At 64.5% G+C, this 24,770-nt stretch carries 15 protein-coding genes; 10 read left to right on the top strand and 5 right to left on the bottom strand.

The window, feature by feature from the left end; translation table 11 throughout:
* Positions 1 to 15 precede the first annotated feature (15 nt).
* The 7 genes from glnT (at position 16) to WDX12_RS19075 (ending at position 11,206) form a co-directional block, all read left to right on the top strand.
* Entirely contained in the window at positions 16 to 1,323 is a 1,308-nt protein-coding gene (gene glnT, locus WDX12_RS19105; RefSeq protein WP_434721606.1) for a type III glutamate--ammonia ligase, read from the top strand.
* A 92-nt stretch (positions 1,324 to 1,415) separates the two neighbouring features.
* Positions 1,416 to 2,669: a sarcosine oxidase subunit beta family protein gene (locus WDX12_RS19100; protein WP_320294633.1), complete on the top strand. Its 1,254-nt coding sequence runs from the start codon at positions 1,416 to 1,418 to the stop codon at positions 2,667 to 2,669.
* A 72-nt stretch (positions 2,670 to 2,741) separates the two neighbouring features.
* Positions 2,742 to 3,017 (top strand): sarcosine oxidase subunit delta, encoded by a 276-nt coding sequence (locus WDX12_RS19095; RefSeq protein WP_320294632.1) that lies wholly within the window; start codon positions 2,742 to 2,744, stop codon positions 3,015 to 3,017.
* On the top strand, positions 3,017 to 5,998 hold the full coding sequence (locus WDX12_RS19090) for a sarcosine oxidase subunit alpha (protein WP_434721605.1): 2,982 nt from the start codon (positions 3,017 to 3,019) through the stop codon (positions 5,996 to 5,998). Before WDX12_RS19095 ends, WDX12_RS19090 begins: the two co-directional genes overlap by 1 nt.
* Positions 5,976 to 6,617, top strand: a complete 642-nt coding sequence (locus WDX12_RS19085) for a sarcosine oxidase subunit gamma (protein ID WP_434721604.1) — start codon at positions 5,976 to 5,978, stop codon at positions 6,615 to 6,617. Before WDX12_RS19090 ends, WDX12_RS19085 begins: the two co-directional genes overlap by 23 nt.
* Positions 6,618 to 6,875: 258 nt before the next feature.
* The gene (locus tag WDX12_RS19080; RefSeq protein WP_434721603.1) at positions 6,876 to 9,245 is read left to right on the top strand and encodes a DUF1989 domain-containing protein; all 2,370 of its coding nucleotides are present in this window, start codon (positions 6,876 to 6,878) and stop codon (positions 9,243 to 9,245) included.
* 251 nt (positions 9,246 to 9,496) lie between these two features.
* A complete protein-coding gene (locus tag WDX12_RS19075; RefSeq protein ID WP_434721602.1) occupies positions 9,497 to 11,206 on the top strand; it encodes an APC family permease in 1,710 nt (569 codons plus the stop codon).
* A gap of 52 nt (positions 11,207 to 11,258) precedes the next feature.
* Here WDX12_RS19075 and WDX12_RS19070 read toward each other — a convergent pair whose 3' ends face one another.
* The 5 genes from WDX12_RS19070 to WDX12_RS19050 all read right to left on the bottom strand — a co-directional run bounded on the left by WDX12_RS19070 (position 11,259) and on the right by WDX12_RS19050 (position 20,161).
* The gene (locus WDX12_RS19070) at positions 11,259 to 12,608 is read right to left on the bottom strand and encodes an LLM class flavin-dependent oxidoreductase (protein ID WP_434721601.1); all 1,350 of its coding nucleotides are present in this window, start codon (positions 12,606 to 12,608) and stop codon (positions 11,259 to 11,261) included.
* 245 nt (positions 12,609 to 12,853) lie between these two features.
* Positions 12,854 to 16,006 carry an efflux RND transporter permease subunit gene (locus WDX12_RS19065; protein WP_434721600.1) on the bottom strand — a complete coding sequence of 1,051 codons (3,153 nt, stop codon included), beginning with the start codon at positions 16,004 to 16,006 and terminating at the stop codon, positions 12,854 to 12,856.
* Positions 16,007 to 16,314: 308 nt separating this feature from the next.
* Positions 16,315 to 17,478, bottom strand: coding sequence for an efflux RND transporter periplasmic adaptor subunit (locus tag WDX12_RS19060; RefSeq protein ID WP_434721599.1), 1,164 nt, complete (start codon positions 17,476 to 17,478; stop codon positions 16,315 to 16,317).
* Between the two features lie 55 nt (positions 17,479 to 17,533).
* Entirely contained in the window at positions 17,534 to 18,139 is a 606-nt protein-coding gene (locus WDX12_RS19055; RefSeq protein WP_320294624.1) for a TetR family transcriptional regulator, read from the bottom strand.
* A gap of 381 nt (positions 18,140 to 18,520) precedes the next feature.
* Positions 18,521 to 20,161, bottom strand: coding sequence for an acyl-CoA synthetase (locus tag WDX12_RS19050; protein WP_434721598.1), 1,641 nt, complete (start codon positions 20,159 to 20,161; stop codon positions 18,521 to 18,523).
* 204 nt (positions 20,162 to 20,365) lie between these two features.
* Between WDX12_RS19050 and WDX12_RS19045 the strand changes: the two genes are divergently transcribed.
* The 3 genes from WDX12_RS19045 (at position 20,366) to WDX12_RS19035 (ending at position 24,762) form a co-directional block, all read left to right on the top strand.
* Positions 20,366 to 21,331, top strand: coding sequence for a sugar-binding transcriptional regulator (locus WDX12_RS19045; protein ID WP_434721597.1), 966 nt, complete (start codon positions 20,366 to 20,368; stop codon positions 21,329 to 21,331).
* Between the two features lie 83 nt (positions 21,332 to 21,414).
* The gene (locus WDX12_RS19040; RefSeq protein ID WP_434725674.1) at positions 21,415 to 23,469 is read left to right on the top strand and encodes a bifunctional aldolase/short-chain dehydrogenase; all 2,055 of its coding nucleotides are present in this window, start codon (positions 21,415 to 21,417) and stop codon (positions 23,467 to 23,469) included.
* Between the two features lie 225 nt (positions 23,470 to 23,694).
* Positions 23,695 to 24,762 carry a D-alanine--D-alanine ligase family protein gene (locus WDX12_RS19035; RefSeq protein WP_434721596.1) on the top strand — a complete coding sequence of 356 codons (1,068 nt, stop codon included), beginning with the start codon at positions 23,695 to 23,697 and terminating at the stop codon, positions 24,760 to 24,762.
* Positions 24,763 to 24,770 lie beyond the last annotated feature (8 nt).

Here is a 24,770-nt window from a genome sequence, read left to right as displayed (position 1 = left end):
GAGGGAACTACATAAATGGGGAACGATCTCGCCGCATTCGCCAAGGAGAACGGCGTAAAATATTTCATGATCTCCTACACCGACCTGTTCAGCGGCCAGCGCGCCAAGCTGGTGCCGGCGCAGGCGATCGCCGACATGCAGAAGGACGGAGCGGGCTTTGCCGGTTTCGCGACCTGGCTCGACCTGACGCCGGCGCATCCGGACATGCTGGCGGTGCCGGATCCGGCTTCGGTGATCCAGCTGCCCTGGAAGAAAGACGTCGCCTGGGTCGCCGCCAACTGCATCATGGACGACAAGGAGGTCGAGCAGGCGCCGCGCAACACGCTGAAGCGGCTGATCACCGAGGCCGCCCGCGACGGCATGCATGTGAAGACCGGCGTCGAGGCGGAATTCTTCCTCATCTCGCCGGACGGCAGTGCCATCTCCGACCAGTACGACACGGCGTCGAAGCCGTGCTACGACCAACAGGCGGTGATGCGCCGCTACGACGTGATCGCCGAGATCTGCGACCATATGCTGGCGCTGGGCTGGGGTCCGTATCAGAACGACCACGAGGACGCCAACGGTCAGTTCGAGATGAACTGGTCCTTCGACCACGCGCTGGCGACCGCCGACAAGCACTCCTTCTTCAAGTTCATGGTCAAGTCGATCGCGGAAAAGCACGGCCTGCGCGCGACCTTCATGCCGAAGCCGTTCCAGGGCCTGACCGGCAATGGCTGCCATGCCCATATCTCGGTGTGGGACGAGACCGGCAAGACCAATGTCTTCGCCGACAATTCGATGGAGCTTGGGCTGTCGGCCAAGGGCAAGAACTTCCTTGGCGGCATTATGAAGCATGCCTCCGCCTTGGCTGCGATCACCAATCCGACGGTCAATTCCTACAAGCGCATCAACGCGCCGCGCACCATTTCGGGCGCGACCTGGGCGCCGAACACGGTGACCTGGACCGGCAACAACCGCACCCACATGGTGCGCGTGCCCGGCCCCGGCCGCTTCGAACTGCGCCTGCCGGATGGCGCCGCCAACCCCTATTTGCTGCAGGCGGTGATCATTGCCGCCGGTCTCGACGGCATCCGCTCAAAGGCCGATCCGGGCAAGCGCTACGACATCGACATGTACCAGTTCGGCCATACCGTCACGGACGCGCCGAAACTGCCGCTCAACCTGCTCGATGCGCTGCGCGAGTTCGATCATGACAAATCGCTCAAGGCGGCGCTGGGTGAGGAATTTTCGTCGGCATATCTAAAGCTGAAGCAGCAGGAATGGAATTCCTATGCTTCGCACTTCACGCAGTGGGAGCGCGACCACACGCTGGATATCTGACCGTCCTGTAGTGGAGCATGATGTCGTCCGAAAACCGCTTCACACTTTTCGGCATCATGCCCTAGCGGGGCGAGCGACCTTGGAATGACTTCATGAAATACTCCATCTTCTCGCTCGCCCGCGCCGCCCTTTCCGGCCACAAGAACTGGAAGCCGACCTGGCGCGATGCAGCGCCCAAGGATCGCTATGACGTGATCATCATCGGCGGCGGCGGCCATGGGCTCGCCACCGCCTGGTTCCTCGCCAGCGAGTTCGGCATCCGCAACGTCGCGGTGCTGGAAAAGGGTTGGATCGGCTCCGGCAATGCCGGCCGCAACACCACCATCATCCGCTCCAATTACGGCCTGCCCGGCAATACCGGCTTCTACGAATTGTCGATGAAGCTGTGGGAGAGGATGGAGCAGGACCTCAACTACAACGCGATGGTCAGCCAGCGCGGCGTGCTCAACCTCTATCATTCCGATGCGCAGCGCGATGCCTTCGCGCGGCGCGGCAACACGATGCGCATCAACGGCATCGACGCGGAGCTGCTCGACCAGGCGGCGCTGCGCAAGATGCTGCCGTTCCTGAATTTCGACAATGCGCGCTTCCCCGTGCAAGGCGGGCTGCTGCAGCGGCGCGGTGGCACGGCGCGGCATGACGCGGTGGTCTGGGGCTACGCGCATGCGGCGAGCGAACTCGGCGTCGATATCATCCAGAATTGCGAGGTCACCGGCTTCACCCGCGACGCCAATGGCAAGGTGACCGGCGTCGAGACTTCACGCGGCAAGATCGGCGCCGGCAAGGTCGGCATGGCGGTTGCCGGCTCCTCGTCACGCGTCGCGGCGATGGCAGGTCTTCGCCTGCCGATCGAAAGCCATGTGCTCCAGGCCTTCGTCTCGGAAGCGATCAAGCCGCTCATCCCCGGCGTCATGACCTTCGGCGCCGGGCACTTCTATGTCAGCCAGTCCGACAAGGGCGGCCTCGTCTTCGGCGGCGACATCGACGGCTACAATTCCTATGCCCAGCGCGGCAACCTGCCGGTCATGGAGGATGTCTGCGAAGGCGGCATGGCGCTGATCCCGATGATCGGCCGGGTGCGGCTGCTGCGCCAGTGGGGCGGCATCATGGACATGTCGATGGACGGCACGCCGATCATCGACAAGAGCCCGGTCGATGGCCTCTATATCAATGCCGGCTGGTGCTATGGCGGCTTCAAGGCGACGCCGGGCTCGGGCTTCGTCTTTGCCCATCTCCTTGCCCGCGATCAATCGCACAAGGAAGCCGCACGCTTCCGCCTCGACCGCTTCCAGCGCGGCGCCATGATCGACGAGAAGGGCCAGGGCGCCCAACCGAACCTGCACTAGAGATAGAGCATGATGTTATCCAAAAACCGCTCCACACTTTTTGGCATCATGCACTGAGGACAGCCCGAAACCATGCGCATTGTCTGTCCCTTCTGCGGCGAACGCGAACTCGGCGAGTTCACCTATCTCGGCGACGCCAAGCCGCAACGCCCCGCGGCGGATGCCGGCGAGGACGCCTTCTACGACTACGTCTATCTGCGCGACAACGTCGCCGGGGTGATGAACGAGCACTGGTACCATGGCGGCGGCTGCCGGGCCTGGCTGAAGGTCACCCGCAACACGCTGACGCATGAGATTTCGGCCGTCGAGCCGGCGGCGGGCGTCGGCGCCGCCAAGGTTGGTGCGTGATGGGCGGCGATCAGACAAACCGTCTCACATCCGGCGGTCTCATCGACCGCTCGGCCGCGCTCAATTTCCGTTTCGATGGCAAGACATTCTCGGGCTTCAAGGGTGACACGCTGGCTTCCGCGCTGGTCGCCAACGGCGTCAAGCTGGTTGGTCGCTCGTTCAAATACCATCGCCCGCGCGGCATCCTGACCGCGGGCTCGGAAGAACCCAACGCGCTCGTCGAATTACGCAGCGGCGCGCGGCGCGAGGCGAACACCAAGGCGACGACGGCCGAGCTCTATGAGGGTCTCGAGGCCGCAAGCCAGAACCGCTGGCCATCGCTCAGCTTCGATGTGATGTCGGTCAACCAGCTGTTCGCGCCGATCTTCGTCGCCGGCTTCTACTACAAGACCTTCATGTGGCCGGCAAAGTTCTGGGAAGCGATCTACGAGCCGGCGATCCGCCGCGCCGCCGGCCTCGGCCGCGCCGCAAAGGTTTCCGACCCCGACCATTACGACAAGGCCTGGGCGCATTGCGATGTGGTGATCGCCGGCTCCGGCCCGGCCGGTCTGGCGGCCGCGCTTGCCGCCGGCCGCAGCGGCGCGCGCGTCATCCTGTGCGAGGAGGATTTCGTCCTTGGCGGGCGGCTGCTCGCCGATGGCGGCACGATCGACGGATTGCCGGCCGCCGAATGGGTTGCGCGCACGGTTGCCGAACTTTCGGCGATGCCGGATGTGCGCATCATGACGCGCACGACGCTGTTCGGCGTCTATGACGGCGGCACCTATGGCGCGATCGAACGCGTCAACGACCATCTGCCGGTGCCGCCGGAGCATCAGGTGCGCCAGCGGCTCTGGCGGATCGTGGCCAAGCGCTGCGTGGTCGCCGCCGGCGCGATCGAACGTCCCATCGTCTTTGCCGGCAACGACACGCCCGGCGTGATGATGGCGTCGGCCATGCGCAGCTACATCAACCGCTACGCCGCGACGCCGTCCAGGCGCATCGCGCTGTTCACCAACAATGAGGATGGCTGGCGTACGGCCGAAACGGCGATCGCCGCCGGACTGCAGGTGGCGGCAGTGATCGATGCGCGGCCGGATGTTTCGCCGGCGCATCGCTCGCTTGCCAGCAAAGGCGGCTTCCCGGTCCTACATGGCGCCATCAGCGGCGTCGACGGCGGCAAGGGCGGCGTGCGCAAGATTTCCGTCGCGCTGACCGGCGGTGCGCGCGCCGAGGTCGAGGCGGACGGGCTCGCCGTCTCCGGCGGCTGGAACCCGGCGGTCGGCCTTACCTCCTACCATCGAGGCCGGCCGAAATGGCGCGACGACATCGCCGCCTTCGTGCCCGACGGCGCACCGCCCGGCATGGTCGCGGCGGGCTCGGCCAACGGCGCCTTCGGGCTTGGCGCCTGCCTGCGCGAGGGGTTCGAAGCCGGCGCTGCCGCGGCACGCGACGCCGGCCGCAGCGGCAATATCGGATCGATGCCGGTCGCCGACGACGACGCCTTTTCGATCACCCCGCTCTGGCATGTCGCCGGCAAGGGCAAGGCCTTCGTCGACCAGCAGCATGACGTCACCGCTTCCGATGTCGAGCTGGCGCAGCGCGAGGGTTTTCAATCGGTCGAGCATCTGAAGCGCTATACGACGCTCGGCATGGCGACCGACCAGGGCAAGACCTCGAATGTCGCCGGCCTCGCCATCATGGCGGCGGTCGGCGGCAAGTCGATCCCGGAGACGGGCACGACGATCTACCGGCCGCCTTACGTGCCGGTCGCCATCGGCGCCTTCGCCGGCCACCATCGCGACGAGAATTTCCATGCGACGCGGCTTACGCCGTCGCATCACTGGGCGGCCGAACAGGGCGCGATCTTCGTCGACACCGGCCTGTGGAAGCGCGCGCAGTGGTATCCGCGCGCCGGCGAGAAGGACTGGCTGGAATCGGTGACGCGCGAGGTCAAGGCGGTGCGCTCAGGTGTCGGCTTCTGCGATGTCTCGACGCTGGGCAAGATCGACGTGCACGGGCCAGATGCCGGCGCGTTCCTCGACCGCGTCTACATCAACGCCTTCTCCAGCCTCGCCGTCGGCAAGGCGCGCTACGGGCTGATGCTGCGCGAGGACGGCATCGTCTATGACGACGGCACCACTTCGCGCCTGGCCGAGGACCATTATTTCCTCACCACCACGACGGCCAAGGCCGGGTTGGTGATGCAGCATCTCGAATTCTGCCGGCAGGTGCTGTTCCCCGAACTCGATGTGCAGCTGACCTCGGTCTCCGATCAGTGGGCGCAGTTCTCGATCGCCGGGCCGAAGACCCGCGATCTCTTGAAGGAGATCGTCGATCCGACCGAGGACCTGTCGAACGAAGGTTTCCCGTTCATGGGCGCGCGCGAGGTCAAGCTGCGCGGCGGCATCAAGGCGAGGCTGTTCCGCATCTCCTTCTCCGGCGAGATGGCGTTCGAGATTTCGGTGCCGGCGCGCTATGGCGAGGCGATGGCGCGCAATCTGATGATTGCGGGAAAACCGTTCGGCGTGACGCCCTACGGCACCGAAGCGCTCGGCGTGATGCGCGTCGAAAAGGGCCATGTCGCCGGGCCGGAACTCAACGGCACCACGACCGCGGGCGATCTCGGCCTCGGCAAGATGATGTCGACCAAGAAGGATTTCATCGGCCGCGTCATGGCCGGCCGCGAGGCGCTGGTCGCACCGAACCGGCAGGTGGTCGTCGGCATCAAGCCGACCGACAAGGCGCGCCGCCTGCGCTCCGGCGCGCATATCATCCCGAAGGGCGAGACACCTGGCCCCGGCAACGACCAGGGCTATGTCACTTCGGTCTGCTTCTCGCCGGTGCTTGACCAATGGATCGGGCTGGCCTTGGTCGAGCGCGGGCGCGAGCGCATCGGCGAGATCGTGGGCGCGCATGATCCGCTGCGCGGCGAGGACTACGATGTCGAGCTCTGCAATTCCGTCTTCTACGATCCGGATGGAGGGCGCCAGCGTGGCTGATTTTTCCTGGGACGTCCGCAGCCCGCTCGATCGTGCGCTGGTCGCCGGCTCTTACGGCGCGCAAGGCGACGCCGGCGTGGCGCTGACCGAGATCCGCAATTTCGACCTCGTGCAAGTGATGGCGCGGCGCGGCAAGGCGGCCGAGATGGCGAAGGCCGCGCAGGCGCGCTTCGGCGTCGCCGCGCCGGAAACGCCCAAGGCGGTAGGGACGGCCGATGCGACGCTGATATGGTCGGGACCGGACCAGTTCTTGGTGCTGTCGAGAGGCGGCAAGCATACGATGGATAGCCTTGCGCCCGTCTTTGCCGGATCGACCTCGCTTTCCGACCAATCGCATGCGCGGGCGCTGATCAGCGTTAGCGGCGACAAGGCGCGTGCGGTGCTCGCGAAGCTGTCGTCGATCGATCTGCACCCCGATGTGTTCGGCGTGGGTGCGGCGGCGGCGACCTCAATGGATCACACCAGCGTGACGCTGTGGCGCGGTGCGGACCGGGCCGATGGGCAGGCTGTGTTCAATCTCCTAGTGTTCTCTACTTTCGCCGAGAGCCTGTGGCACACCATTCTCGATTCTGCAGCGGAATATGGTGCGACGATCGGTCATTCCGAGGAATTAATGTAGAGGCGCGCGCCCTCCTTCTCCCCTTGTGGGAGAAGGTGTCGCCGAAGGCGACGGATGAGGGGGTGCTCCAGGGAAAGCCAGCGTCTCACTCCGCTGGAACACCCCTCATCCGTCTCGGCGCTGCGCGCCGATCCACCTTCTGCCACAAGGGGAGAAGGGGAAGTCCCGCCTTGCCAAACCCATTCACCCTGCTATTCTCTCAGCGAAAATAATTTTACACACAGGCAAACTTATTTCTCGCTCGGAGGAGGGTTTGAGATGAGCCAGTCGCCCTACCCTGCCGTCCAGTCCGGACCGCCGCGGCCGAGCCTGATCCTGCGGCCCGGCCAGATCGCGCTGCCGCCCGGTCTCGAGCGCTACACCGTGCAGGGCAACGGCGCGGTGCTGATCGACGTCGAGGCCGGCGACAGCGTCAGCGTGACCAATGTCGAGGGCGGCCAGCCTTGCGAATTGCTGGCCTGGGACACATCCGGCGCGACCGATCCCGGCATTTTCGGCGAGCGCTCGAACAGCAACGCCGCCGGCATCAAGGCGCTGCTCGCCGAAGGCGACGACAGTCTTGCAGCGCTGCGGCTCAGCCTCGAGCGACGCAAAGTGCAGCTCGACCAGCCGAAGGCGGTGCGCGTGTTCGGCGGCGCCACGCCGGCCGACACCGAGCAGAGTTTTTCCGTTCAACGCGACGGCGCGCTGCTGATCGCTGCGCCCGGCGGGCCGATGCTGGTCGACGGCCACAACACGGCGACGCCGCTGGCCGTGCTGGTCCGCCGCGCCACGATCCGGCTGAAGAACAGGTCGCAGCTTCCCGATCCGCTCGCCGATCCGGTGCTCGATCTTCGGGTGAAATCGGCGACGGCCGAATCCTATTTCGTCAAGGCAGGCGACTACCTGCAGATCATCGATGTCGACGGCCGGCAATGCACGGACTTCCAGTGTTTTTCGGCGCGCAAGCTGGACAAGGGACGCGACCTACCGCTCGACGTGACCACCACTCGAACGCTGATGGGCGCGGCCTATCCGATGCCGGGCCTGCATTCGAAATATTACGACCAGGACATGGAGCCGCTGGTCGAGGTGGTGCAGGACACATGCGGGCGGCACGACGCCTTCGCGCTCGCCTGCGCCGCCAAATATTACGACGACATCGGCTATCCAGGCCACACCAACTGCTCGGAGAATTTCAATCGCGCGCTTTCAGACAAGGGTGTGACGCCCCGCGCCGGCTGGATGGCGATCAACTTCTTCTTCAACACGGCGATCGACGCGCATGGCGTGATGGTGTCGGACGAGCCGTGGTCGCGGCCCGGCGACTATGTGCTCTTGCGCGCGCTGACCGATATCGTCTGCGTCTCCTCCGCCTGCCCGGACGACACCACGCCATCCAATGGCTGGGACCTGACCGACATCCATGTGCGCGCCTATTCCGGCCAGCACAAATTCTCGCGAGCGATCGCCAGACGCATGAAGCCCGACTCGGAACCGAAAATGACCCGCGAGACAGCCTTTCATTCGAGCTTTGCCAAACACACGCGCGACTTCGTCGAATACAGGGGCTATTGGCTCGCCAATTCCTTCGCCAAGGAAGGGCCGATCGCCGAATACTGGGCCTGCCGGCGGGACGCCGTGATCATGGATCTGTCGCCATTGCGCAAGTTCGAGGTCACCGGGCCGGATGCCGAAGCGCTGCTGCAATACACGCTGACGCGCGATGTCAAGAAGCTCGGCGTCGGCCAGGTCGTCTATACGGCGATGTGTTACGAGCATGGCGGCATGATCGACGACGGCACGCTGCTCAGGCTCGGCAAGGACAATTTCCGCTGGGTCGGCGGCGACGATCTGTCCGGCGAATGGCTGCGCGAAACGGCGAAAAAACTCGGCCTCAACGTGCTGGTCCGCTCCTCCACCGACCAGATGCACAACATCGCCGTCCAGGGGCCGAAGAGCCGCGACATATTGAAGGAAGTCGTGTGGACCTCGCCGGTGCAGCCCTCGATCGGCGAGCTCGAATGGTTCCGCTTCGCGGTCGCCCGGATCGGCGGCGGCAATGGTGTGCCGGTCGTCGTCTCGCGCACCGGCTATACCGGCGAGCTCGGCTACGAGATCTGGTGTCATCCGCGCGACGCCGAAAAGGTATTCGACGCCGTCTGGGAAGCCGGTCAGCCGCACGGGCTGAAGCCGATGGGTCTGCAGGCGCTCGACATGGTGCGCATCGAGGCCGGGCTGATCTTCGCCGGTTACGAATTCTCCGACCAGACCGATCCGTTCGAGGCCGGTATCGGCTTCACCGTGCCGCTCAAGACCAAGGCCGACGACTTCATCGGCCGCGACGCGCTGATCCGGCGCAAGGAGCATCCGCAGCACAAGCTCGTCGGGCTCGACATCGATGCCAATGTCGCCGTCGGCCATGGCGACTGCGTCCATGTCGGCCGCGCCCAGATCGGCGTCGTCACCTCCGGCATGCGCTCGCCGGTGCTCGGCAAGAACATCGCGCTAGCACGACTCGACGTCACCCACGCCGAGATCGGCACGGAGGTCGAGATCGGCAAGCTCGACGGCCATGCCAAGCGTTTGCCGGCGCGCGTCGTGGCCTTCGCCCATTACGATCCTCAGAAAACCAAACCACGTTCCTGATACGCCTCCCAAGGCGGATCCGACCCTCGCCGGCCGCCACCGGCGGCGGTCGGATCGATGTTTCGCAAGCGTGATGTGCATGACATTCACAAAACGCTTGACGCGAAAGCGCGCCGGATCAATCTTCACTCTTAAGAAAAAAATACGACTGAGTGGAAACACGACGGGTCGACGCTGATTTGCCGGGGAGCAAGCTTCGCGAGAGCCGAGGCGTCGCTGGCGGGGAACAACAAAAAGGGGAAGACAACCATATGAGCACGATAAGCACGGCCCTCGAGCAGCCTGCCGAAAGCAAGCTGCTCAGGCATATCGACTGGCGTGGCGCCTTCTGGGTGGCAAGCGGCGTTCCAGCGCTGGTCCTGTTCTCGATCGGCGGCATTGCCGGCACGACCGGAAAACTCGCCTTCCTGATCTGGACGGTGTCCATGATCATGGGCTTCCTGCAATCCTTCACCTATGCGGAGATTGCAGGCCTGTTTCCAAACAAGTCTGGCGGCGCCTCGATCTACGGCGCTACCGCCTGGCTGCGCTATTCGAAATTCATCGCGCCGCTTTCGGTGTGGTGCAACTGGTTCGCCTGGTCGCCGGTGCTGTCGCTCGGCTGCTCGATCGCCGCGGCCTATATCCTCAACGCGCTGGCGCCGATCCCGATCTTCAGCGAGACCTCGCCGGAGGTGGCCGCCTACATAGCGGCGCATGCGGGGACGGCGCCCGCCGATGCGATCGCCGCGGTGACAGCCGCGGCGACACCGGCGATCCGCACCTGGACGCTGTGGGGCCACACGCTCGGCCCGGTCTCCTTCACGCTCAACGCCACCTTCTTCATCGGCGCGGTTCTGATGCTGGTCATCTTCGCGATCCAGCATCGCGGCATCCTCGGCACCGCCAATGTGCAGAAATATATCGGCCTGCTCGTCATCATCCCTATGCTGATCGTCGGCGTCGTGCCGATCTTCACCGGCCAGATCGACTGGGCGAATTTCTCGCCGCTGGTGCCGCTGGCCGCCGCCTACGCGCCTGATCCCGGTTCGTGGAACATTGCCGGCTGGACGCTGGCGCTCGGCGGCATGTTCATCGCCGCATGGTCGACCTACGGCTTCGAGACCGCCGTCTGCTACACGTCGGAGTTCAAGAATCCCGGCACCGACACCTTCAAGGCGATCTTCTACTCAGGCCTGCTCTGCATGCTCCTGTTCATTCTGGTGCCCTTCACCTTCCAGGGCGTGCTCGGCTTGAACGGCATGCTGGCGACGCCGATCGTCGACGGCTCGGGCGTCGCCGACGCGCTGGCCGGCATGGTCGGCGGCGGTAAGATCATCCACAGCCTGCTGGTCATGCTGATGATCCTGGCGCTGGTGCTGTGCATCATGACGGCGATGGCCGGCTCCTCGCGCACGCTCTACCAGGGCTCGGTCGACGGCTGGCTGCCGCGCTATCTCAGCCACGTCAACGAGCATGGCGCGCCGACGCGGGCGATGTGGACCGACCTCTGCTTCAACCTGATCGTGCTGGCCATCGCCTCGGCCGACGCGACGAGCTTCTTCTTCATCCTCGCCGTGTCGAATTGCGGCTACATCATCTTCAACTTCCTCAACCTCAATGCAGGCTGGATCCACCGCATCGACAACGGCCATATCAACCGTCCATGGAAGGCCCCGAGCTGGCTGCTCGGCATCGGCGCGATCTTTGCCTATGTCAACGCGATCTTCATGGGCGCCGGCGCCAAGGTGTGGAACCCGATGGCGCTGTGGGCCGGCCTGATCACCGCCGCGTTGATCATCCCGGTGTTCTGCTTCCGTCACTACGTCCAGGACGGAGGCAAGTTCCCGGAGCACATGCTGGCCGACCTCGGCATGGCGGGCGCCGACCTCTCGGTCAAGAAGGCGGGCATGCTGCCTTACCTGACGCTGATCGCCGGCGTGGCGGTGATGCTGATCGCCAATTGGGTGTTCGTCATCTGACATGGCAACCTGAAAGAGACGGGCGCGCCTCGGCGCGCCCGTTTCATTTTAATCAGACTGCCTTGCGGACCGCCGACTCTTCGAAAAACCGGTTCGGCGGCCGCTTCAGGCCGAGATTCTCACGCAGCGTCGATCCTTCATATTCTCGCCGGAAGATTCCGCGCCGCTGCAGCTCGGGCACCACCTTCTCGGCGAAATCGTCCAGCCCCGCCGGCAGATAGGGGAACATCACATTAAATCCGTCGCAGCCTTCGGTGAGGAGCCATTCCTCCATCTCGTCAGCGATGGTCCCGGGAGTGCCGACGAAGGCGAGGCCCGAATAGCCGCCGAGCCGCTGGGCGAGCTGGCGGACCGTGAGGTTTTCCTTGCGCGCCAGTTCTATGACGCGCTCGCGGCTGCTTTTGCTGGCATTGGTGTCAGGAATGTCCGGCAACGGGCCGTCCGGCTCGAAACCCGACGCATCGTGGCCAAGGGCGATCGACAGCGAGGCGATGCCGCTCTCGTAGTAGACCAGGCTATCGAGCTTGGCTCGTTTGGCCCGCGCCTCCTCGACGCTGTCGCCGACGATGACGAAAGCGCCGGGCAGGATCTTGATATCGTCGCGCGAACGGCCAAGCTTTTCGGCACGACCCTTCACGTCGGCAAGGAAGCGTTGGCCGGATGCCAGGTCGGACGGCGCCGCGAAGATCACCTCCGCCGTCTCGGCGGCCAGTTGCCGCCCTGCATCCGAGGCGCCTGCTTGTACGATCACCGGCCAACCCTGGACGGGACGCGCGATGTTGAGCGGGCCGCGTACCGATAAATGCTCGCCCTTGTGGTCGAGCACATGCAGTTTCGATGTATCGAAGTAGAGCCCGCTCTCCGCATCGCGGATGAAGGCATCATCGGCAAAGCTGTCCCATAGCCCGGTGACGACGTCATAGAACTCGCGTGCCCGGTGGTAGCGCTCGTCATGCTCGACATGCTCGTCGAGGCCGAAATTCAGAGCCGCGTCCGGGTTGGACGTGGTGACGATGTTCCAGCCGGCGCGGCCGCCGCTGATATGGTCGAGCGACGCGAAACGCCGCGCGATATGATAGGGCGCATCGAAAGTGGTCGATGCGGTCGCGACCAGGCCGATGTGATCGGTGACGGCGGCGAGCGCCGACAAAAGCGTGAACGGCTCGAAAGAGGTCACCGTGTGGCTGCGCCGCAGCGCCTCGATCGGCATGTTGAGCACGGCCAGATGGTCGGCCATGAAGAAGGCGTCGAACTTCGCCGCCTCGAGCGTCTGCGCGAAGCGCTTCAGATGCGCGAAATTGAAGTTGGCATCCGCGTAGGCGCCAGGATAGCGCCAGGCGCCGGTGTGAAGACTGACGGGACGCATGAAGGCGCCGAGCCGTAAATGCCGTTTTTCGGACATGGGAATGATCCAGCGGTGACGAGCGTTGCCGCTCCGATATCGGCGCAGGATCGGCCTGCATCGCGCCGCTGAAAAGGAATTCTGTTTTGCGGAAGCCCTGCCGCGGAGCATTTTTCGCCCGGCTGGCCCCGGATGCAGATCATCCGCCACCGGCTTTCACCGATGGCGGATGATCTAAGGTTGCCACCTTACCGTTTCAGCATGATCTTTGCCAAAAACCGCTGCGCACTTTTTGGGATCATGCTCTATTCCGCAGCCAGGGCCAGCTGCGGCCTTTCGATGCCTTCGATCTTCTCCGGCTCGGGCGCCTGCTCGTCGGTCTTGGCCTTATTTGGCTCGCGGCCGAAGAACAGCGCGTAGCCGGCCGGCAGCACCAGGATGGTGAGCACGGTTGCTACCAGGATGCCGCCCATCATGGCGTAGGCCAGCGGCCCCCAGAACACGGCGCGCGAGATCGGGATAAGCGCGAGCACCGCAGTCAGCGCCGTCAGCATGATCGGCCTGAAACGGCGCACGGCCGCACCCACGATCGCTTCCGATCGCTCCATGCCGGCGGCGATATCCTGGTCTATCTGGTCGACCAGGATGATCGAGTTGCGCATGATGATGCCGAGCAGCGCGATGACGCCGAGGATAGCGACGAAGCCGAACGGCGCGCCGCTGATCAAGAGCGCCGCGGCGGCGCCGATGATGCCGAGCGGACCGGTCGCCAGCACCAGCATCGATTTGCCGAAATGCTGCAGCTGGACCATCAGCAGCACGACGATGATGGCGAGCATGACCGGCGCCTTGGCGGCGATCGAGGCCTGGCTCTCGGCCGAGTCTTCGGCGCCGCCCTGGATCTCGACCTTGTAGCCGGGCGCGAGGCCGGCGCGCAGGTCCTTCATGTCGTTGTACATCTTGGTGACGACGTCGTTCGACTGCACGCCGTCCGGCAGCGTGGCGCGCACGCTGATCGTCGGCAGACGGTCGCGCCGCCACTCGACGCCCTGCTCCATCACCGGCACGACCTTGGCCACCTGCGATAGCGGCACCGAGCCGCCGAAGTCGGTCGGGATGTAGACCGAGTCGACCGAGGACAAGAGATGGCGGGTCGCCTCCGGTTCGCGGGCGACGATCGAGACCGTCTCCTCGCCGTCGCGGAAGTCGTCAAGCGGCGCGCCGGACATGGTGGCCTGCAGCATCTGGCGGATGCGCTGCGAGGTGACGCCAAGCGCCCGGGCGCGATCCTGGTCGATCACCAGCTTCATCGCCGGCACCGGCTCCAGCCAGTCGTCATGGATGGCGCCAAGCAGCGGGTTGGCCTGGAAGCGTGCCTTCACCTCGTCGGCAATGCGGCGTACCTCCTGGCGGTCCGGGCCCATGATGCGCATCTGCACCGGCCAGCCGGTCGGCGGACCGAGGAACAGGCGGTCGACCTTGCCGCGGATCGAGGGGAAGTCCTGCGCCAGGATCTTGCGCATCTTGACGATCAGCCGCTCGCGCGCCGGCTCGTCCTTGGCCATCACCAGGAGCTGGGCGAAGTTCGGATTCCTGAGCTGCTGGTCGAGCGGCAGGAAGAAGCGCGGCGCGCCTTCGCCGATATAGGTGGCGATGAAGCGCTTGTCGGGATCGTCCATCATCTTGGCTTCAAGCGCCTTGGCCTGCTTCTCGACCTCCTTGATCGAGGTGCCTTCCGGCAGCCAAAGATCGACCAGGATTTCCGGCCGCGAGGACTGCGGGAAGAAGTTCTGCGGGATGAACTGGAAAGCCCACAGGCTGGTGGCGAAAGTAACCAGCGTCATCACCAGGACGATGATACGGTGGCGCACGGCCCAGGTGACAGTGGCGCGCAGGCGGCGGTAGAAGCCGGTGTCGAAGACATCGTGGTGGGTGCCGGCGTGCTTGCGCTGCTTGAGGATCATGTAGCCCAGCCACGGCGTGAAATAGACTGCGACGAACCACGACACGACCAGCGCGATGCCGACGACATAGAACAGCGTGCGCACATATTCGCCGGCGGTGGAAGCGGCGAAGCCGACCGGGATGAAGCCGGCCGTGGTGATCAGCGTGCCGGTGAGCATCGGGAAGGCGGTCGAGGTGTAGGCAAAACTCGCCGCCTCGATCTTGACCAGCCCCTCCTCAAGCTTTCGCTCCATCATCTCGACGACGATCATGGCGTCGTCGACCAACAGGCCGAGCGCGATGATGAGCGCGCCGAGCGAAATGCGCTGCAGGTCGATGCCGATCTCGTACATAATGGCGAAGGTGGCTGCCAGAACCAGCGGGATGGCGATCGCGATCACCAGGCCGGAGCGCCAGCCGATCGACAGCAGCGAGACGGCAAGCACAATCAGCAGCGCTTCGCCGAGCGCCTCCATGAATTCGCTGACCGCGTCCTTGACGACCTGCGGCTGGTCGGAGATCTGGTCGACCGCAACGCCATAAGGCAACCCGGTCTCGAAACGCTGGTAGGTCGCCTCGACATCCTTGCCGACATCCCTGACGTTAAAACCTTTGGCCATGACGACGCCGACCTGGACGCTCTCATGACCGTTGAAGCGGTATTTGCGCTCATAAGGGTCCTCGAGGCCGGAAGAGACGGTGGCGATGTCGCCGAGACGTGTCACCTGGTTGCCGGAGCGCAGCCGCAGCTCGCGGATATCCGCGGCCTTGGTGACGTCGCCTTCGACCGAGATGCGCACCGAGCGCAGGCCGGTGTCGACGGAACCCGCCGGATCGACGGCGTTCTGCCCTTTGACGGCGTTCTGCAGGTCGACGATGGTCAAGCCGCGCTCGGCCAGCGCCTTGGACGAGACGTCGATATAGATCTTCTCCGGCTGGTCGCCGATGATGACGGCCTTTTCGACGCCAGGCGTCGTCAACAGCATGTCGCGCGCCTGGATAGCGAATTTCTTCAGCTCCGGATAGGTGAAGCCGTCGCCGCTGATCGAATGCAGCGTGATGAAAGTGTCGCCGAACTCGTCGTTGAAATAGGGACCGAGCAGGCCCTGCGGCAGGTCGCTTGAAATGTCGCCGACCTTCTTGCGCACCTGGTAGAAGGCGTCCTTCACCTCCTCGGCATTGGTGTCGCCTTTCACCTGGAGCGTGATGATGGCGCTGCCGGCACGGGTATAGGAGCGCACGAAATCGAGATGCGGCGTTTCCTGCAGCTTGCGCTCGATCTTGTTGACAACCTGGTCCTCCATGTCCTGGATCGAGGCGCCGGGCCAGATCGCCTGCACCACCATGACGCGGAAGGTGAAGTCGGGATCCTCCTTCTGGCCCATGCGCATCAGGCCGAGCGCGCCGGCCAGGATGATGAGGCCGAACAGGAAACGCGCTATGCTCGGATGTCCGATCGCCCAGCGCGAAAGGTTGAAGGGCCGCTTTTCAGTGCTGCTGTCGGTGGTGGTCATGGCACAAGTCCAGTCCAATTGATCGGCAAGGCACGCCTGGCATGCCGCTTTTGAGTTCGGTGGGCTTCCGGACGGCGAGACCCCTCAAGCGGAGAGACTCGCAAATCGCGCTGGACGCGGCACTGCTGCGGGGGAGCCAACATGCCGGCATCTCACGATCGGGCGTTCGCCGCCCGGAACCCATGCCCTCCCCGGCTCGCGGCTCGATGCAGCGAGAGCGGGAACGGCGTCTGTTTCGCCTGACTTCAGGTCTTAGTTCGATGCATGTCGTTGTCCCAAAACCGCTTCGCACTTTTGGGCGACAAGCATCAGTGCAGGCTGCTGGTGGTCGCGACGTCATCCTCCGCCGAAGCGGACTGCTGGGCGTCGCCGGAAAGCTTGACCTTCAGGTTCTCGGTCATGAACTGGGTGCCGGCCGCGACCACGACGTCGCCCTGTTTCAGGCCGTCGGCCACGGCGACGCCGTCGGCGGTGAAGTTGGCGACCTTGATCGGACGCGGATGCACCGTGTCGGAGGCGCGATCGACCGTCCAGACGATCTGCTTGCCGTTCTTCTCGGTCATCGCGGTCAGCGGGATCGACACGAGCTGCGCCTTGCTGCCGACGGTCGCCTGGACATTGGCGGTCATGCCGAGCAGCACGCGCGAATCGTCGGGCAGCGAGACCCGGACAGCGAAGGTGCGCGACTGCGGATCGGCGCTGCCGGCGACCTCGCGGACCTTACCGTCAAGGGTAAGCCCTTCGTCCGACCAGAAGCTGGCCTTGACCTCCTTGCCGGGCTTGAAGCCGGCGATATCCATCTCCGGCACCGCTATCGACACTTCCTTCTCGCCGTCGACAGCGACGGTCATGACCGGCGTGCCGGCGGCGACCACCTGGCCGACATCAGCCGAAATGGCGGTGACGATACCGTTCTTGCTGGCTTTCAGATCGGCGTATTGAACCTGGTTCTGCGCCTGGGCCAGCGTCGAGCGCGCGGCATCGCGCGTCGCCACCGCCTGGTCGTAGGTCAGCCGCGCCTGATCGAGCTGCGACTTCGGCGCGAAATTCTTGGCGTAGAGCTGCTCGGCGCGCTTCCTGGCGAGGTCGACGGTCTCGACCTGGCGCTCGGCGGCGTCGAGGCTGGCCGCAGCGCTTTTCACCGACAATTCGTAATCGGCTGGATCGACGCGGGCGAGCACATCGCCCTCGTTCACATGCTGGCCGATATCGACCAGGCGCTCGGTGACCTTGCCGGCGATGCGGAAGCCGAGATTCATCTCGGTGCGGGCGCGCACCGAACCGGAATAGTCGAGCTGACGGGTGGTTTGCGCCTCGCCGATCTTCACCACCTTGACCGGCCGGACGACTTCCTGGACGACCGCGGCCTTCTCCTGGCTGCAGCCGGCGAGGCCGAGCGCTGCTGCGACGATGGCGACGGCTGGGAGGCCGGCGGCCGGCAGCTTGCGGAGGATGGAACTGGACAAAGACACCTTAGCACTCCTGAACTGGAGATGATTTGTCGAAACCGCGCCCGGCGGGCGGCGGCTATTTCAAGGCTCTGATGGCGTAGTCGATAAGTTCGTCGGGCATCGCCCGGTTGGTCTTGGCAAGGCACTGCGCCACCATCTGCGGATGGCAGAGAATGACGGTCGCGGCGCCGAAGCAGCGCGAGGCTGTCTCCGGATCCTGCTCCCTGAACTCGCCGGCCTCGATGCCCTCGCGGATCACCTCGGCGTAGAGGTCGTGGATGCTGTTGACATGCGCGTCGATGACGCCCCAGTCGCGCTCCAAGGCGACGATGACCATCTCATGCACCTTCTCCTGGTCGAGCATGACCTCCAGCGTCATCTTGTACTGGGCATGGATGTAGCGGCGCAGCCGTTCCTCGGCGCTGATCGGCAGGTGCATGATCTCGTAGGCCATCTTGTAGCTGGCGCCGAGCATGCGGCCGCAGACCGCCTGGTGGATTTCAACCTTGGAGGCGAAGAAGCGGTAGATGTTGGCCGGCGACATGCCGAGCTCGCGGGCAATGTCGGCGACGTTGGTCTTGCCGTAGCCGTAGTGGCGGAACAGGCGCTCGGCGCAGTCGAGAATGCGGGTCACATTCTCTTGTCTGGCGGGGTCTGCCACGATGTTGGCGGCTTCGGACATGGCGCTTTCGTTTTGACGAGTGACGAATTTCAATTTTCATCAGTCGTAAAACGAAAGTGACGGGGAGTCAACGCGAAATCGACGTACGCGTATAATTTGGTGACAGATGGCGACAGGAACAAGGGAGCGTTGGCGATTGGAGCCATGACCTGTGTGGCCGTCATCCACGGGCGAAGCAAGGAGCGAAGCGACGCGCGCAGACCCGAGGATCCATTCCGTGACGCTCGCCGAAGAGTGAGGCGGATCAAGATGTTACGTCAATTTGCGCGGTGCCGCTGGTGGCTGTCCTCGCCCGCATGAGTACGGCCGCAAGGTCACGGCATGGATCCTAGGGTTTCCGCCACGTCGCTTCGCGACTGCTCCACCCTAGGATGACGAAAGTTAGATACCCTTCGCCATTTCCCTCAACCTGAACTTCTGGATCTTGCCCGTCGATGTCTTCGGGATCTCGGCAAACAGTACCGCCTTCGGCACCTTGAAGCGCGCCAACAGCCCTCGGCAATGCTCGATGATCTCGGCCTCGGTCGCGCTCTTGCCCGGCTTCAGCTCGACATAGGCGACCGGCACCTCGCCCCATTTCTCGTCCTCGCGGGCAACCACGCCGCAGGATGCGACCGACGGATGCTTATAGAGCGCGTCCTCGACCTCGATGGAGGAGATGTTCTCGCCACCCGAGATGATGATGTCCTTGGAGCGGTCCTTGAGCTGGATGTAGCCGTCGGGATGCATGACGCCGAGATCGCCGGAATGGAACCAGCCGCCGGCAAAGGCCTCGTCGGTCGCCTTCCTGTTCTTCAGATAGCCCTTCATGACGATGTTGCCGCGGAACATGACCTCGCCGATGGTCTCGCCGTCGGCCGGCGTCTCCACCATGGTATCCGGGTTCATCACTGTCAGCCCCTCGAGCGCGGCATAGCGCACGCCCTGGCGCGCCTTCTTCGCCGTCCTCGGTCCCTTCTCCAGCGCATCCCACTCATTGTGCCATTCATTGACGACCGCCGGGCCATAGGTCTCGGTCAGGCCGTAGAGATGGGTGACGGCGAAGCCGGCGTCGGCCATGCCGGAAAGCACGGCTTCCGGCGGGGGCGCGGCCGCTGTGTTGAAGGTGACGGTCTGCGGGAACTGGCGCTTGTCCTCGTCCTTGGCGTTGATCAGCACCGACATGACGATCGGCGCGCCGCACAGATGCGTGACGCCATGGTCGGCGATCGCGTCATATATCGGCTTCGCCCGCACCCAGCGCAGGCAGACATGGGTGCCGGCCTGAACGGCCAAAGTCCAGGGGAAACACCAGCCATTGCAATGGAACATCGGCAGCGTCCAGAGATAGACCGCATGCTTGGCCATGCCGGCATGGATGGTGTTGGTATAGGCCATAAGCGCGGCGCCGCGATGGTGGTAGACGACGCCCTTCGGATTGCCCGTCGTGCCGGACGTGTAGTTGAGCGAGATGGCGTCCCATTCGTCATCGGGCATCGACCAGGCGAAAGCCTCGTCGCCGCCGGCGACGAACTCCTCATAATCAGCCGAGCCGATGCGCTCGCCCTTCGGATAGGGAGCGTCGGCGGCATAGTCAGGGTCGTCATAGTCGATGACCAAGGGCTTGGCCTTGGCCAATGCCAGCGCTTGCCTGACGACGCCCGAGAACTCGCGGTCGACGATCAGCACCTTCGTGTCTGCATGGTCGAGCTGGAAAGCGATGACGGCGGCGTCGAGGCGGGTGTTCAGCGAATGCAGCACCGCCTTGGTCATCGGCACGCCGAAATGCGCTTCGAGCATCGGCGGGGTGTTGGAGAGCATCACCGTCACCGTGTCGCCCTTGCCGATGCCACGCTTGGCCAGCGCCGAGCCAAGCTTCAGCGAGCGGCGCCAGAAATCGCGGTAGGTGATGCGCTGGTTACCATGGATGATGGCGATGTGGTCTGGATAGGTCTTGGCCGCGCGCTCGAGATAGGTCAGCGGCGTCAGCGGCTGGTGGTTGGCGGCGTTCCTGTCGAGATCCTGTTCGTAGGGATTGGCCATCCCGTTCTCCCCAAAGTTCTTTTCGAATCTTCTAACCTTGCGCATGCCGTCACGCTATCCCCCTCCCCTGGCTGAAAATGCTATGCTGCGCCGGCTTGGTGGAATGGCGATCCGGATTGAGCCGCGCCGTGAGACGATCGAGGCTCACGCGGGCAAATTTGACTTTTGTCGAGAGCCGTGACTAATGTCAGCCGAGGAGGCGGCATGGCGATCAGACCGGCAGAACAGCTCATCCACAAGGCCGCCTGGCTTTACTATGCCCACGGCCTTCGCCAGGATGAAGTGGCAAGCCAGCTCAACATTTCACGCGCCTCGGTCGCCATGTATCTGCGCAAGGCGCGCGAGACCGGCATCGTCAACATCTCGACCTCGACGCAGCTCTTCACCGACGACGTCACGGCGCGCCAGCTTGAAGACGCCTTCGGGCTCGACGCGGTCTGGATCGCGCCGGAAAATGCCTATCTCGCCGATCCCTCGACCGACATCGCCGTGCTGGCGGCGAGCGTCTTTCTCGAACTGGTGAAAAAAGGCGACCGCATCGGCGTCGCCTGGGGCCGCACCGTCTACACCATCGCCGACATCATGTCCTTTGCCGACCTGCAGGACGTCACCGTGGTGCAGCTCTGCGGCAATCTCGGCGCGCCCTATTCCTATCGGCCCGACCAGTGCACGATGGAGATCGCGCGGCGGCTGAACGCCAAGGGCCTGAACTTCTACGCACCACTGGTGCTGTCGACGGAAGAGCTGGCCAAGAGCCTGCGCGCAGAACCGGTGATCCGCGACCAGCTTGCCGGCATCGCCGACTGCGACTTGGCACTCTACTCCGTCGGCGCGGTCGATGCCGACAGCCATCTGGTGAAATGCGGCGCGCTGTCGCCGGCCGAGATGGAAGCGCTGCGCAGCCAAGGTGCCGCCGGCGTCATCGCCGGGCAGATCATCGACGCCAAGGGCGAGGTGCTCGACTGCAGCTACAACCGGCGCGTCATCTCCGCCGAGCTCGCCTCGCTGCGTGCCATCGAGAAGCGGCTGATGGTGGTGCAGGAAGACACCAAGTTCGAGCCGCTGCTTGCGGCCATCGCCGGCGGGCTCTGCACGCATCTGGTGGTCGGCGCGCATATGGCCGAGCGCCTGCTCAATCACGCGGGCGAAGCCGGCAAAAAAGCATCCTAGAAAAACCACCCTCGCCGCTTCTGTCATACAGGCGTCGCGGCTTTCTGTTCATGAGCAAAAAGACGAGTATCGGACGGATCGACATGAAGAACCTTTGGAACGACGCCGACGCGGAAAAGATGGTTGCCGACTATGCCAGGAAGGGCGTCGGCCGCAACCTTGCGCTGCGCGTCTACACGACCCGCCTGCTCGGCGGCGAGCCGCGGCTGGTGCTGCATGGCGGCGGCAACACGTCCTGCAAGACCAAGGCCACCGATCTGGTCGGCGACGAATGGGACGTGCTCTGCGTCAAGGGCAGCGGCTGGGACATGGCCGTCATCGAGCCGCAGGGCCTGCCGGCGGTGAAGATGGGCGCGCTGCTCAAGGCGCGCTCCCTGGAAACGCTAGCCGACGAGGACATGGTGGCGCTGCAGCGCTCCAACCTCATCGACCCCGCCTCCCCGAACCCATCGGTGGAAACGCTGCTGCACGCCTTCCTGCCGCACCGTTTCGTCGACCACACGCATTCGACGGCGATCCTAGCCATCGTAGACCAGGAAGACAGCAAGCCTCTGATCGAGGCCGTGTTCGGCGACAGACTAGGTTACGTGCCCTACATCAAGCCGGGCTTCGACCTCGCCAAGGTGGCGGCGGAAGTCTTCGACGCCGACCGAAAAGTCGAAGGCCTGATCCTCGACAAGCACGGCATCTTCACCTTCGGCGACGATGCCAAGCAGGCTTATGACCGCATGATCCACTACGTGACCATGGCCGAGGACTATGTCGCCAAAAACGGCAAGCCGCAGGCGGCCAAGGCGGCGCTGCCGGCAAAGCTCGCCAAGCCCGGCGACATCGCGCCGACGCTGCGCGGCGCCGTCGCGGTGGCGCGCGGCGAAGGCCGCTTCGACCGCATGATCAGCGACTTCCGCACCTCGGATGCGATCGTCGATTTCATCAATTCGGCCAAGATCGCCGACTATGCCGGGCGCGGCGTGTCGACGCCCGACCTGTCGATCCGCATCAAGACCGGACCGATGGCCGTGCCCGCGCCCGACGCCGACAAGCTCGGCGACTACAAGGGCGTCGTGCGCAGCCATGTCGAGGCCTTCGTCAAGGACTACACCGCCTATTTCGAGACCAATGACGCGCTGGACGACGTCAAGCGCACCATGCTCGACCCGATGCCGCGCCTGACGCTGGTGCCGGGGCTGGGCATGTTCGGCCATGGCCGCACGCTGAAGGACGCCAAGATCGCCTCCGATGTCGGCGAGATGTGGATCGAGGCGGTGCGCGGCGCCGAAGCCGTGGGCAATTTCCATCCGCTCTCCAAGGCCGACCTCTTTCCGCTCGAATACTGGTCGCTGGAGCAGGCCAAGCTCGCCTCCAACAAGCCGAAGCCGCTGACCGGCCAGGTGGTGCTGATCACCGGCGGCGCCGGCGCGATCGGCGCCGCGACGGCAAAACTGTTCGCCGCCAACGGTGCGCATGCGGTGATCGTCGACCTCGATCCGGCCAAGGCGGCGGACGCGGCGAAGGCGGCCGGCAACAACTCGATCGGTGTCGGCGCCGACATCACCAACCCGGCCGAAATGCGCGCCGCCTTCGACAAGGCGGTTGCCGTCTATGGCGGCGTCGATATCCTGGTCTCGAATGCGGGCGCGGCCTGGGAAGGCCGCATCGGCGAGCTCGACGACGCCATGCTGCGCAAGAGCTTCGAGCTCAACTTCTTTGCCCACCAGTCGGCGGCGCAGAACGCGGTGCGCATCATGCTGGAACAGGGCACGGGCGGCGTGCTGCTCTTCAACACCTCCAAGCAGGCGATCAATCCCGGCCCGAAATTCGGCGCCTACGGCATCCCGAAGGCGGCGACGTTGTTCCTGTCCAGGCAGTACGCGCTTGACTACGGCGCCCATGGCATCCGTTCCAATGCGGTCAACGCCGACCGCATCCGCTCCGGCCTTCTGACCGACGCCATGATCGCCAGCCGCTCCGGCGCGCGCGGCGTGTCGGAGAAGGAATACATGTCCGGCAATCTGCTGGGGCAGGAAGTGACGGCCGACGACGTGGCGCAGGCCTTCCTGCACCAGGCGCTGGCCGAACGCACCACGGCGAACGTGACGACGGTGGACGGCGGCAACATCGCGGCGGCGCTACGCTGAGGACGTAACAACACAGCCTTGGAGCGGTTCATCGTTTCATAAACGGATGAACCGCTCCTCGTCTTGACGCGGTTCCGAACGGAAGGCCTTTCGCGCTTCTGCTGAAAAACTGCTTCAACCGGTCAAAGTCCCACTCCAATCCTTCGGTTACTACTCGGGGAGTTGAAGGGGGATGTCTGGTGTTTCGCGTACGAGCTCCAACCCCGATCATTGGTGGAGTTGTCGATGCCCGCGAAAAGACTGCGTATCGGTGTGCTGTTCGGCGGGCGCTCCGCCGAGCATGAGGTGTCGCTGCTTTCGGCGGCCAATGTCATGGCCGCGCTCGATCCGGCGAAATACGACGCCGTGCCGATCTTCGTCACGCGCGAAGGGCAGTGGCTGCTGAGCGGTTTCGAGAACGGCGCTCTCGCCACGCCCTCCAGCGGCACTGAAATCTGCCTGGTGCCGGGCGGGCATGGGCGGATGCTGGCGATCCCTGCCAGCGGCTCTCCTTACCCGCTGCCCGTTATCGATATCCTCTTTCCAGTGCTGCACGGTCTGCACGGCGAGGACGGCGCGGTGCAGGGCCTGGCCGAGGTGGCGCGCGTGCCGCTTGCCGGCTGCGGCATCCTCGGCTCGGCCACCGCCCTCGACAAGGACATCGCCAAGCGGCTGCTGAAGGCGGCCGGCGTGCCTGTCGCGCGCTCGGTGACGATCGACGAGGGTGCCTCGCCGCCGTCGCTTGCCGAACTGGAAGACAAGCTCGGCTTGCCGTTGTTCATCAAGCCGGCACGGCAAGGCTCGTCGGTCGGCGTGGCAAAGGTCAATGGCAGCCAGGAATTCGATCGCGCGCTGTCGGAAGCGTTCCAGCACGACAGCAAGCTGCTGGCGGAGGAATTCGTTCGCGGCCGCGAGATAGAGTTCAGCGTGCTGGAGAGCCCAGCGGGCGAGCTCTTCGTCTCGCGGCCGGGCGAGATCGTGCCTGCCGAAAGCCACGGCTTCTATAACTACAACGCCAAATATATCGACGAGAATGGCGCGGCCCTGATCGTGCCGGCCGAGCTGCCGTTGGAAGTCGAGGACGCCATGCGCCGCACGGCGGCAAAAGCGTTCCGGGCGCTCGGCTGCGACGGCATGGCCCGTGTCGATTTCTTCCTGATGCCGGACATGACATTCCTGATCAACGAGCTCAACACCATTCCGGGCTTCACCAACATCAGCATGTACGCCAAGGCGATGGCGGCCAGCGGCGTCGGCTATCCAGAGGTCATCGACCGTCTGGTGGCGCATGGGTTGGCGCGCGCCGGCCGGTGAAAAAATCT

This window comes from Mesorhizobium sp. RIZ17 (assembly GCF_051127865.1).
Taxonomy (GTDB): Bacteria; Pseudomonadota; Alphaproteobacteria; order Rhizobiales; family Rhizobiaceae; genus Mesorhizobium; species Mesorhizobium humile.
Note: the sequence above shows the minus strand (reverse complement) of the source record. Positions and strands in the feature narration are given on the sequence as shown.

Bases quoted from the DNA above. Each gene is read 5' to 3' on its own strand.
- glnT (WP_434721606.1), top strand. From the start codon at position 16: ATGGGGAACGATCTCGCCGCATTCGCCAAGGAGAACGGCGTAAAATAT.
- WDX12_RS19100 (WP_320294633.1), top strand. From the start codon at position 1,416: ATGAAATACTCCATCTTCTCGCTCGCCCGCGCCGCCCTTTCCGGCCAC.
- WDX12_RS19095 (WP_320294632.1), top strand. From the start codon at position 2,742: ATGCGCATTGTCTGTCCCTTCTGCGGCGAACGCGAACTCGGCGAGTTC.
- WDX12_RS19090 (WP_434721605.1), top strand. From the start codon at position 3,017: ATGGGCGGCGATCAGACAAACCGTCTCACATCCGGCGGTCTCATCGAC.
- WDX12_RS19085 (WP_434721604.1), top strand. From the start codon at position 5,976: ATGGAGGGCGCCAGCGTGGCTGATTTTTCCTGGGACGTCCGCAGCCCG.
- WDX12_RS19080 (WP_434721603.1), top strand. From the start codon at position 6,876: ATGAGCCAGTCGCCCTACCCTGCCGTCCAGTCCGGACCGCCGCGGCCG.
- WDX12_RS19075 (WP_434721602.1), top strand. From the start codon at position 9,497: ATGAGCACGATAAGCACGGCCCTCGAGCAGCCTGCCGAAAGCAAGCTG.
- WDX12_RS19070 (WP_434721601.1), bottom strand. From the start codon at position 12,608: ATGTCCGAAAAACGGCATTTACGGCTCGGCGCCTTCATGCGTCCCGTC.
- WDX12_RS19065 (WP_434721600.1), bottom strand. From the start codon at position 16,006: ATGACCACCACCGACAGCAGCACTGAAAAGCGGCCCTTCAACCTTTCG.
- WDX12_RS19055 (WP_320294624.1), bottom strand. From the start codon at position 18,139: ATGTCCGAAGCCGCCAACATCGTGGCAGACCCCGCCAGACAAGAGAAT.
- WDX12_RS19050 (WP_434721598.1), bottom strand. From the start codon at position 20,161: ATGGCCAATCCCTACGAACAGGATCTCGACAGGAACGCCGCCAACCAC.
- WDX12_RS19045 (WP_434721597.1), top strand. From the start codon at position 20,366: ATGGCGATCAGACCGGCAGAACAGCTCATCCACAAGGCCGCCTGGCTT.
- WDX12_RS19040 (WP_434725674.1), top strand. From the start codon at position 21,415: ATGAAGAACCTTTGGAACGACGCCGACGCGGAAAAGATGGTTGCCGAC.
- WDX12_RS19035 (WP_434721596.1), top strand. From the start codon at position 23,695: ATGCCCGCGAAAAGACTGCGTATCGGTGTGCTGTTCGGCGGGCGCTCC.